This window comes from Pseudomonas sp. UBA6699, assembly GCF_002454615.1.
GTDB lineage: Bacteria > Pseudomonadota > Gammaproteobacteria > Pseudomonadales > Pseudomonadaceae > Aquipseudomonas > Aquipseudomonas juntendi.
This window is the reverse complement of sequence record NZ_DKJF01000103.1, coordinates 52,196-63,066: the sequence shown is the minus strand read 5'-3', so window position 1 is coordinate 63,066 and position 10,871 is coordinate 52,196. Positions and strand designations below refer to the sequence as shown.

Below are 10,871 nucleotides of genomic sequence, written 5' to 3'. Positions count from 1 at the left end.
GGCCATAGCAAGGCGAACTTTCCGCTGTGCCCGCGGGTCAGTTGCTCTATATCCCACCACGCAGCGAGTGAACCGGATGGAAAGAATCTGCAGCCTGCTCAACGATGCACTGAGCCCTTATCAGACCCACCTCGGCGTTGCCGATGCCAACGGTAATCGCCAGCTCACGGTTCAAGGCGGCCTCACGGGGGTGACCTTGCAGCGCACTGTCAGTGAGCGCCAGTTACAGGAACACCGCCTGTTGATCGACCTGGTGGATGGTTTGCACCGTGACCTGCAGATAGCCGAGGGGCGGCTGCAGCCTTGCGTGATCGCTGCGCTGCAACAACGCCAGCAACCGCAGGGAACCTTTGCCTAAAGGATTCATCTGACACAGTAGGGGCAGCCAGCCAGCGCTTTGCTCCGGCGCTGGCAAAGCTGCCACGGGAAGTCCTCAAGGGCTTTCGCTTGACCCCGGGCGTCCTTCCCCAGCGCCCGGGGTTTCTTTTTTCTGGGTTCTCAACCGGCCCTGTCGCGCCGCTGACTCAATTCGTAAGCGCGACGCGGCCTGTGTGGGAGCGGGCGTGCCCGCGAACACCGGCGTAGCCGGTGCCAGCCACCGCGCTGGATTTTTCGCGGGCATGCCCGCTCCCGCACAGTCCCCGCTAAATCAATAAGTTATGCATTTTTCTCTGGGAGCTGGCTCGCCGGCGATAGCCGGTGTAGGCGTTTAATGGGCTTCGAAGAAACGCTTGCTTTCTTCCAGGTAGTTTCTGCGTGAGACCGGATCCAGCCAGTGGGCATACAGCCCAGGCAGCACGTCCCGTCGCAACGCAAGCAGCAACTGGTCGATATGCGCCACTGCAGCGCGCCCCAGTTCGCTGTCCGAGCACCCCACGTGCAGAAACTGGTAGCGCTCCACCCCCTGCACTGGATAAAACTGATAATCGGCCAGCGCGGCGCCTTGCTGCTGGATCAGGTAACGCACCTCAGGCCAGTAGCCGAGCACCAGGCGCAGGCGCCCCAACTGCTGCATCTGCAGCAGGTTGGCGGTGGCTTCGTTACCGTAATGGCGCCTGAGCACAGTGTCTGGCAGCTGGCGCAAAATGCTGTCGATCTGCAGGCCATAACTGCGTTCGGCAACCACCCCGAGTTTCAGTGCGGTTTTGCTCAGCAGGCCATGCAGGTCTACCTGCTGGCCCTGCAGATAGGGGGCCACCAGTGCCTGGCTTTCCTTGCGGCCCACCAGGCCGCCACTGAGCACGCCCAGGGAGGGCAGGGAGAACTGCACATATTCCTCACGTTGGGGTGTCCACAGCAGCGTCGGGTCGCAGCTGAAGGTGTTGCGGTCCTGCAGCATCTGGATTCCGCGGGCACGGTTGACGCGCTGGATGGTGTGGTCGTACTCGGGCATCTGCGCAATCAACAGGGGCAGCAGTTGGTCGATTACCCCTCGGCCTTGCTCCGGGCCGTCGAAAATGGTGAATGGCGGCAGGTCACGCACCAGCCAGAACAGGCGTTCCTTGGCACTGGCAGGGTGCAGCAGCAATGCGGCCATCAGCCCGCAAAGCAGGACCAGCGGGCGTAGGCGGCGGGCGGCGCGCATGCGGCCGGGCTGCGCCTGGTTCAGACCGTGCCTGCGGCGCGCAGGCTGGCGATCGCCGCCGCGTCATAGCCAAGGCTGGCCAGCAGTGCCTCGGTGTGCTCGCCAAGGGCCGGGCCCACCCATTCGCTGGAACCTGGGGTTTCCGACAGCTTGGGCACGATGCCAGGCATCTTGAATGGCTTGCCGTCGGGCAGCTTGGCCTGGAGGAACATTTCCCGAGCCAGGTACTGCGGGTCGCTGAACATGTCCTCGGCGGAGTAGATCCGGCTGGCCGGGACCTCGGCGGCGGTCAGCACCTGCATCAGCGTTTCCAGCGGCAGGCTGTTGGCCCAGCGGTCGATCACCCCGTACAGCTCATCCCGGCGAAGGTCGCGGCCATCGTTGCTGGCCAGGCTTGGGTCGTCAGCCAGGTCGGCACGCCCGATGGCCTGCATGAAGCGCTTGAAGATTGCATCGCCGTTGGCGCCGATCTGTACATGCTTGCCGTCGGCGCTGGTGTGGATGGAGGAGGGGGTAATGCCGGGCATGATGTTGCCGGTGCGTTCACGGATAAAACCGAATACATCGAATTCCGGGACCATGCTTTCCATCATGGCGAAGATGGCTTCGTACAGCGCTACGTCCACCACCTGGCCCTGGCCGCCGTTGACCTCCCTGTGGCGCAGCGCCATCAGCGCACCGATAACGCCCCACAAGGCGGCGATCGAGTCGCCGATCGAAATGCCGGTGCGCACCGGTGGCCGGTCGTCGAAGCCGGTGATGTAGCGCAGGCCGCCCATCGACTCGCCTACGGCACCAAAACCTGGTTGGTCCTTCATTGGCCCGGTCTGGCCAAAGCCCGACAGGCGCACCATGACTAGCCCAGGGTTGAGCGCATGCAGCACATCCCAGCCCAGGCCAAGCTTTTCGAGCACGCCCGGGCGGAAGTTCTCGATCAGGATGTCGGCGTCGGCCAGCAGCCTTTGCAATACCTCGCGGCCTTCGGGGTGCTTCAGGTTGAGGGTCAGCGACTGCTTGTTACGCGCCTGCACGAACCACCACAGGGAGGTGCCTTCGTACAGCTTGCGCCACTTGCGCAGCGGGTCGCCGCCATCGGGCGACTCGACCTTGACCACCTCGGCACCGAATTCGGCGCAGATGCGCGAGGCGAATGGCCCGGCGATCAGTGTGCCGAGTTCGACAACCTTGAGGCCGGCGAGGGGTTTGCTGGGCGTCGACATGGGGCATCCGTGGCAGTTGGGCAGAGCGGTGGTTTTATCACACGGCGGTTGCGCCGGGTACTGCTGCGGCGCATGGCGAGTGCGGATGGGTTAGACTGTGCGACTTTTCTTTTGCACGAAGCCCGTCGACCATGGCCCAGCCGTCCACCACCTACAAGTTCGAACTTAATCTCACCGATCTTGACCGTAACGTCTACCAAAGCGTCAAGCAGACCATCGCGCGCCACCCTTCGGAAACCGAAGAGCGCATGGCGGTGCGGTTGTTGGCCTACGCGCTCTGGTACAACGAGAACCTGTCGTTCGGCCGTGGCCTGTCGGATGTAGATGAGCCGGCACTGTGGGAAAAGAGCCTGGACGACCGCGTGCTGCACTGGATCGAAGTGGGCCAACCCGATGCCGAGCGCCTGACCTGGTGCTCGCGGCGCACCGAACGCACCAGCCTGCTGGCCTATGGCAGCCTGCGTGTGTGGGAAGGCAAGGTGGTCAGCGCGGTCAAGAACCTCAAGAACCTGAACATCGCCGCAGTGCCGCAGGAGGTGCTGGAAACCCTGGCCGCCGACATGCCGCGCGCCATCAAGTGGGATGTGATGATCAGCGAAGGTACGGTCTTCGTTACCGACGACCGTGGCCAGCACGAAGTGCAACTGCAGTGGCTACTGGGTGAGCGTGGCTGAAGCAACCCATGCGTATCGAACCTCGCCCCCTGCCTGCGACCCTGCCTTTTCTGGGTAACCTGCCACCCTTGCTCACCCGTTTGTATGCCGCACGCGGCGTGCAAAGCGAGGCCGAACTGGACAAAAGCCTTGCGCGGCTGCTGCCCTACCAGCAGCTCAAGGGCATCGAGGCCGGCGTCGACCTGCTGGTCGCTGCCATAGACCAGCGCCAGCGCATTCTCATTGTCGGCGACTTCGACGCCGACGGTGCCACCGCAAGTACGGTTGGGGTGCTGGGCTTGCGTTTGTTGGGGGCAGCCCATGTCGATTACCTGGTGCCCAACCGTTTTGAATACGGTTACGGCCTGACCCCGGAAATCGTCGAAGTTGCCCTGCAGCGCCAGCCGCAGTTGCTGATTACCGTGGACAACGGCATTTCCAGCGTCGACGGGGTGGCCGCTGCCAAGGCCGCTGGGCTGAAAGTGCTGGTGACCGACCATCACTTGCCAGGCGAACAACTGCCCGATGCCGACGCCATCATCAACCCCAACCAGCCGGGTTGCAGCTTCCCGAGCAAGGCGCTGGCCGGGGTCGGTGTCATCTTCTATGTGCTGATGGCCCTGCGCGCGCGGTTGCGCAGCCTGGGCCGCTACGCGACACAACCCCAGCCGAACATCGGTGAACTGCTCGACCTGGTCGCCCTGGGCAGCGTGGCCGATGTGGTGCCGCTGGATGCCAACAACCGCATCCTGGTGCACCAGGGCCTGGAGCGCATCCGTGCCGGCCGTGCCCGCCCGGGCTTGAAGGCCATTCTTGAGGTGGCCCGCCGCGATCACCGGCGCATCACCTCCACCGACCTGGGTTTCATTCTTGGCCCACGCCTGAATGCAGCCGGGCGCCTGGACGACATGAGCCTGGGCATCGAATGCCTGCTGTGCGAAGACCCGGCGCTGGCCCAGGACATGGCGCAGCAACTGGATGACCTGAACCAGGACCGCAAGTCCATCGAGCAAGGCATGCAGCGCGAGGCGCTGGCCCAGCTCAAGGACCTGCCGGTCGAGTCGATGCCTTACGGCTTGTGCCTGTTCGATGCCGACTGGCACCAGGGCGTGATCGGTATTCTGGCGTCGCGGCTGAAGGAGCGTTACCACCGGCCGACCATTGCCTTCGCCGATGCAGGCGCTGGCATGCTGAAGGGCTCGGCGCGTTCTGTGCCAGGGTTCCATATTCGCGATGCGCTGGATGCCGTGGCGGCGCGCCACCCGCAATTGATCAGCAAGTTCGGCGGCCACGCCATGGCCGCTGGCTTGTCGTTGCCAGAGGCAAATTTCCCGGCCTTTGCCGAGGCCTTCGACGAAGAGGTACGGCGCCAGCTGCGTGAAGACGACCTGACCGGGCGCCTGCTGTCCGACGGCAGCCTGGCGGTGGAAGAATTCCACCTCGATCTGGCCAAGGCGCTACGCAATGCCGGGCCATGGGGCCAGCATTTCCCTGAGCCGCTGTTTCATGGCGTGTTCCAGTTGGTGGAGCAGCGCGTGGTGGGCGAGCGGCACTTGAAGGTGGTACTGAAGAGCGAGTGTGGCTCGGTGCGGCTGGATGGCATTGCCTTCGGCATCGACCGCGACGTATGGCCGAACCCGACGGTGCGGAGGGTCGAGTTGGCGTACAAGCTGGATGTGAACGAGTTTCGGGGCAATGAAAGTGTGCAGTTGATGATTACCCACATGGAACCGCGTTGACCGCAACCCTGTAGGAGCGGCCAGCCACAGGCGTCTGTAAACAACTTGCCCAAAATCCCATGGAACCTTCCCCCCAGGCATTCTGGTCTAGTCTGAAGTATGACCGGACCCAGGCCAGGGACGTGCTATTGAGTGTCCGGGCCGGATCACCATTGGAGTTCTTGGGAGGTGCCCTCATGAGCCTGCTGCTCGAGCCTTACACCCTGCGTCAACTGACGTTGCCCAACCGCATCGCCGTTTCGCCGATGTGCCAGTATTCTGCAGCCGATGGCCTGGCCAACGACTGGCACCTCGTTCACCTGGGCAGCCGCGCAGTGGGTGGCGCGGGCCTGGTGATCACCGAGGCCGTGGCGGTTACCGCCGATGGCCGCATCACCGCCGAAGACCTTGGGTTGTGGGAGGACGCACAGATCGCCCCGCTGCAACGCATCACCCGCTTCATCACCGCCCAGGGCGCCGTGCCCGGCATCCAGCTGGCGCACGCCGGGCGCAAGGCCAGTACCTACCGCCCCTGGCTGGGCAAGCACGGTAGCGTCAAACCCGAGGAGGGTGGCTGGCAGCCGGTGGGGCCCTCGAAGATTGCCTTCGACCCGCAACATACAACGCCACGCGAGCTGACCTTGGGCGACATCCAGGAGGTGGTCGGTGCCTTCGTTGCCTCGGCCGAGCGCGCGTTGCAGGCCGGCTTCAAAGTGCTCGAGGTTCACGCCGCCCATGGCTACCTGCTGCACCAGTTCCTGTCACCGCTGAGCAACCAGCGGCGTGACGAATACGGCAGTTGCTTCGAAAACCGCATCCGCCTGACCCTGCAGGTGGTGGAAGCGGTGCGTAAGGTATGGCCTGCCGAATTGCCCCTGTTCGTGCGGGTATCGGCAACCGATTGGGTGGAAGACGGCTGGAACCCGGATGAAACCGTCGAACTGGCCCGGCGCCTGCGTAACCTGGGCGTCGATTTGATCGACGTGTCCTCTGGCGGCACTTCGGTCAACGCCGAAATACCCACCGGCCCCGGCTACCAGACCCGTTTCGCCGAGCGCGTGCGCAAGGAGTCTGAAATTGCCACCGGCACCGTGGGCATGATCACCGAACCTGCGCAGGCCGAGCATATCCTGCGTACCGGCCAGGCCGACCTCATCTTCCTTGCCCGCGAACTGCTGCGCGACCCTTACTGGCCGCTGCATGCCGACGACGACCTGGGCGGTAACAAGGCCACCTGGCCGGCGCAGTACCAGCGCGCTACCAGCCGGGCCAACCCGATTCATGAGTCGGATCTGCGCGACTGATTCTGAAGGCGCGGCCTTGTGGGAGCGGGCGTGCCCGCGAACACCGGCGCAGCCGGTGCCAGACACCGCGTCGCCTGCTTCGCGGGCAAGCCCGCTCCCACAATGAATCGCGCAGGCTTTTCACATTTTGGGAAAGACAGTTGCTCCTACCTTGAACGCGGTTGAGCGGACCCAGCGTGACCGAGCATGATAATCAATGCTTGATCATCACATGCCGCACACAGGTGTAGTCCTCCAGCCCATACATCGACATGTCCTTGCCATACCCCGAGTGTTTCTGCCCGCCATGGGGCATTTCACTGACCAGCATGAAATGGGTGTTCACCCAGGTGCAGCCATATTGCAGGCGTGCGGCCAGGCGGTGGGCGCGGCCGGTGTCGCGGGTCCAGACCGAGGAGGCCAGGCCATAGTTGGAGTCGTTGGCCCATTCCAGCGCCTGCGCTTCGTCGCTGAAACGGGTTACCGACACCACCGGGCCGAACACTTCGTTGCGCACGATCTCATCATCCTGCAGGGCGTCGGCCAGCACCGTCGGCTCGAAAAAGTACCCATCGCCCTCGATTGCCTTGCCACCGGTCACCAGGCGAATGTGCGGCTGGGCGACGGCACGCTGTACCAGGCCGGCGACCTTGTCGCGGTGCTGGGCGCTGATCAGCGGCCCCAGCTCGGTGCCCTCGGCCTCCTGCAGGCCGGGCTTGATGCTGGCTACCGCTTCCCCCAGGCGCTCGACGAAGCGCTCATAGATACCGGCCTGCACATACAGGCGGCAAGCCGCCGTGCAGTCCTGGCCGGCGTTGTAGAAACCGAAGGTGCGAATACCCTCGATCGCGGCATCGATGTCGGCATCATCGAACACCAGGACTGGCGCCTTGCCGCCCAGCTCCATGTGCATGCGCTTCACGCTGTCGGCGGTGGCGCTGATGATATGGGCGCCGGTGGGGATCGAGCCTGTCAGCGACACCATGCGGACCTTGGGGTGCGTAACCAGTGGGTTGCCGACCGTCTGGCCACGGCCAAACAGAATGTTGAGCACCCCGGCCGGCAGCAGGTCCTTGGCCAGTTCCCCCAGGCGCAAGGCGGTCAACGGGGTCAGCTCGGAGGGTTTGATCACCACCGTGTTGCCGGCCGCCAGGGCCGGGGCGATCTTCCAGGCCAGCATCATCAGTGGGTAGTTCCACGGTGCAATCGAGGCCACCACGCCCAAGGGGTCGCGACGGATCATCGACGTGTGGCCCGGCAGGTATTCACCTGCCGCCGAGCCGCCCAGGCAGCACGCCGCACCGGCGAAAAAACGAAACACGTCGGCAATCGCCGGAATTTCGTCGTTGCGCGCGGTACTCAAGGGTTTGCCGCAGTTCTGCGATTCCAGCCGAGCCAGTTCATCGCCATGCGCCTCAATGGCGTCTGCCAGGTTCAACAACGCCTGGGCGCGGTCCTTGGAGCTGGTTTGCGACCAGCTGTCGAACGCATGGTCAGCGGCACGCACGGCGCTGTCCACCTGGGCTTCGCTGGCTTCGTTGATCTGCGCCAGGGCGGTGCCCAGCGCCGGGTCGAGCACGGTCCAGGTCGGGCCTTGGCCGGCGACCAGTTGGCCATTGATCAGCATCTGCGTTTGCATCGGGTACTCCTCCAGGGTCATTTGCCACTGCCCGCAACGCTGTCGCCGCCACGGGTCAGGTAATAGGCGCCAAGGATCGGCAGCATGGTCACCAACATCACCAGCATGGCTACCACATTGGTCACCGGCACGTCGCGCGGCCGGCTGAGCTGGTTGAGTAGCCAGATCGGCAGGGTGCGTTCGTGGCCGGCGGTGAAGGTCGTGACAATGATTTCATCGAACGACAGGGCAAAGGCCAGCATACCGCCGGCCAGCAGTGCCGAGCCGAGGTTGGGCAGGATGATGTAGCGAAAGGTCTGCCAGCCATCGGCACCCAGGTCCATGGAGGCCTCGATCAGGCTGTGCGAGGTGCGCCGCAGGCGAGCGATCACATTGTTGTAGACGATCACCACGCAGAATGTGGCATGGCCGACCACGATGGTGAACACCCCGGGCTCCACGCCCAAGGTCTTGAACGCCGAGAGCAGGGCGATGCCGGTGATGATGCCGGGCAGGGCGATGGGCAGGATCAGCATCAGCGATATGGCCTCTTTGCCGAAAAAGCTGCGCCGGTACAGTGCGGCCGATGCCAGTGTGCCGAGCACCAGGGCGATCAGGGTCGCCAGGCAGGCGACCTGCAACGACAGCTTGATCGCGTCCAGCACATCGGTGCGGGCGAAGGCCACGGCAAACCACTTCAGGGTAAACCCCGTGGGCGGGAAGCTGAATGCTGCGTCTTCGGTGTTGAAGGCGTACAGGAAGATGATCAGGATCGGGAAATGCAGGAACAACAGCCCGCCCCAGGCCGCCAGGCGCAACCCTACAGAGGCTTGTTCAGAGTGCATCGAAGGCCCCCAGGCGCTTGACGATCGACAGGTACAGCGCAATCAGCACGATCGGCACCAAGGTAAATGCCGCCGCCATCGGCATGTTGCCGATCGCCCCTTGCTGGGCATAGACCATGCTGCCGATGAAGTAGCCGGGTGGGCCCACCAGCTGCGGCACGATGAAGTCGCCGAGGGTAAGCGAGAAGGTGAAGATCGAGCCAGCGGCGATACCGGGAATCGACAGCGGCAGTATCACCTGCATGAAGGTTTGCCCGGGGCGTGCGCCAAGGTCTGCCGAGGCCTGCAACAGCGACGGCGGCAAGCGCTCCAGCGAGGCCTGGATCGGCAGGATCATGAATGGCAGCCAGATGTACACGAACACCATGAAGCGCCCCAGGTGCGAGGTCGACAGCGTGCTGCCGCCCACGCCCGGCACCGTCAGCACGGCTTGCAGCAGGGCGTCCAGGTGCAGCTGGTGGACGAACCACTGGGCCACCCCACCCTTGGCCAGCAGCAGGGTCCAGGCGTAGGTCTTGACGATGTAGCTGGCCCACATCGGCATCATCACGGCGATATAGAAAAATGCCTTGGTCTTGCCGCGTGTGTAGCGCGCCATGTAGTAGGCGATGGGAAACGCCAGTACCGCGCTGGCCAGTGACACCGCCACCGCCATGCCCAAGGTCCGCAGGATGATGTCGAAGTTCGACGGGTTGAACAGCGCGGCGAAGTTGCCCAGGGTCAGGTCCGGGGTGACCGCCATGGTGAAGTCGTCGAAGGTGTAGAAACCCTGCCACAACAGGTTCAGCAACGAGCCCAGGTAGATGGCGCCGAACCAGGTCAGTGGCGGGATCAGCAGCAGGGCCAGGTACAGGTTGGGGCGCCGGTACAACACATCGGCCAGGCCTCGGAGCGCGCTCATGGCAATGGCCCAGCGCTTTCCTGCAGCACGGTCATCGCCTCGCGCGGCCAGTGCGCCTGCACCCGCTGCCCGGGCTGCCAGGCCTGGGGCTGTGCCTGCCAGCGGTCGTTGGCCTGGGTTACCGCCAACAGTTGGCCATTGTCCAGTTGCAACTCGTACCGGGTGGCGCTGCCCTGGTACTGCACATCGCGCAGCAGGCCGCTGACCTGGACCTCGTGGCTGGTAACCACCGGGTCGCCCAGGCGGATGTGCTCAGGGCGGATGGAAAACGGCGCCGGGTGGCCGTTGAGCGCCCTCGCCAATTCGCCACGCATCACGTTGGACGTGCCGACGAATTCGGCGACGAAGGTGGTGGCGGGTTTCATGTACAGGTTGCGCGGGGTGTCGACCTGTTCGATGCGGCCGCGGTGGAACACCGCGACCCGGTCCGACATCGACAGCGCCTCGGTCTGGTCATGGGTGACGAAGATGAAGGTGATGCCTAGCTGGCGTTGCAGCTTCTTCAGCTCGCCCTGCATCTGTTCGCGCAGCTTGAGGTCCAACGCGCCCAGCGGCTCGTCCAGCAGCAGCACACGGGGCCTGTTGACCAGTGCCCGCGCCAGGGCCACACGCTGGCGCTGGCCACCCGAAAGCTGCGCCGGCTTGCGCGCGCCGTAGCCGGCCAGGGCCACCATGGCCAGGGCTTGCTCGGCACGGCTATGGCGCTCGGCCTTGGCCACGCCTTTCACTTTCAAGCCATAGGCGATGTTGTCGAGCACGTTCATGTGCGGGAACAACGCGTAGTCCTGGAACACGGTATTGACGTCACGCTGGTAGGGCGGGACGCCGGCAGCTTCCAGGCCGTGTATACGGATCGAGCCGCTGCTTGGCTGCTCGAAGCCGGCGATCAGGCGCAGGCAGGTGGTCTTGCCGGAGCCGGACGGGCCGAGCATGGAGAAGAACTCCCCATCGCTGATGTCGATGCTGACCTGGTCTACGGCCTTGACCTCGCCGAAGCTACGGGAAACCTGGGTGAACTGGACGGCTAGGGGCATACGCGGTTCTCTGT

General features: G+C 64.2%; 10 protein-coding genes. 4 read left to right on the top strand and 6 right to left on the bottom strand.

The window, feature by feature from the left end; translation table 11 throughout:
• Window positions 1-76: 76 nt before the first annotated feature.
• Complete coding sequence (locus tag B3361_RS20485) at window positions 77-358, top strand: DUF3509 domain-containing protein (protein ID WP_009683450.1); 282 nt, start codon at window positions 77-79, stop codon at window positions 356-358.
• Window positions 359-709: 351 nt separating this feature from the next.
• Here B3361_RS20485 and B3361_RS20480 read toward each other — a convergent pair whose 3' ends face one another.
• Window positions 710-1,585 carry a TIGR02285 family protein gene (locus B3361_RS20480; protein ID WP_029886737.1) on the bottom strand — a complete coding sequence of 292 codons (876 nt, stop codon included), beginning with the start codon at window positions 1,583-1,585 and terminating at the stop codon, window positions 710-712.
• 20 nt (window positions 1,586-1,605) lie between these two features.
• Window positions 1,606-2,805 (bottom strand): CaiB/BaiF CoA transferase family protein, encoded by a 1,200-nt coding sequence (locus B3361_RS20475; RefSeq protein ID WP_009683452.1) that lies wholly within the window; start codon window positions 2,803-2,805, stop codon window positions 1,606-1,608.
• Window positions 2,806-2,936: 131 nt separating this feature from the next.
• Between B3361_RS20475 and B3361_RS20470 the strand changes: the two genes are divergently transcribed.
• From B3361_RS20470 to B3361_RS20460, 3 genes are all read left to right on the top strand, one after another.
• Window positions 2,937-3,479, top strand: a complete 543-nt coding sequence (locus B3361_RS20470; protein ID WP_009683453.1) for a YaeQ family protein — start codon at window positions 2,937-2,939, stop codon at window positions 3,477-3,479.
• A gap of 8 nt (window positions 3,480-3,487) precedes the next feature.
• The gene (gene recJ / locus B3361_RS20465) at window positions 3,488-5,197 is read left to right on the top strand and encodes a single-stranded-DNA-specific exonuclease RecJ (protein WP_154211454.1); all 1,710 of its coding nucleotides are present in this window, start codon (window positions 3,488-3,490) and stop codon (window positions 5,195-5,197) included.
• 176 nt (window positions 5,198-5,373) lie between these two features.
• Entirely contained in the window at window positions 5,374-6,480 is a 1,107-nt protein-coding gene (locus B3361_RS20460) for an NADH:flavin oxidoreductase/NADH oxidase (protein WP_029886739.1), read from the top strand.
• Between the two features lie 193 nt (window positions 6,481-6,673).
• Here the strand turns inward: B3361_RS20460 and B3361_RS20455 are convergent, their stop codons facing one another.
• Genes B3361_RS20455 through B3361_RS20440 form a run of 4 tightly spaced genes read right to left on the bottom strand, consistent with a single transcriptional unit; the run spans window position 6,674 to window position 10,857 of the window.
• Complete coding sequence (locus B3361_RS20455; protein WP_286920337.1) at window positions 6,674-8,098, bottom strand: gamma-aminobutyraldehyde dehydrogenase; 1,425 nt, start codon at window positions 8,096-8,098, stop codon at window positions 6,674-6,676.
• Between the two features lie 17 nt (window positions 8,099-8,115).
• On the bottom strand, window positions 8,116-8,922 hold the full coding sequence (locus B3361_RS20450) for an ABC transporter permease (protein WP_009683459.1): 807 nt from the start codon (window positions 8,920-8,922) through the stop codon (window positions 8,116-8,118).
• Window positions 8,912-9,823 (bottom strand): ABC transporter permease, encoded by a 912-nt coding sequence (locus B3361_RS20445; protein ID WP_009683460.1) that lies wholly within the window; start codon window positions 9,821-9,823, stop codon window positions 8,912-8,914. Before B3361_RS20445 ends, B3361_RS20450 begins: the two co-directional genes overlap by 11 nt.
• Window positions 9,820-10,857: an ABC transporter ATP-binding protein gene (locus B3361_RS20440; RefSeq protein WP_154211456.1), complete on the bottom strand. Its 1,038-nt coding sequence runs from the start codon at window positions 10,855-10,857 to the stop codon at window positions 9,820-9,822. The genes B3361_RS20445 and B3361_RS20440 overlap by 4 nt, the downstream gene beginning before the upstream one ends.
• Window positions 10,858-10,871: the final 14 nt, after the last annotated feature.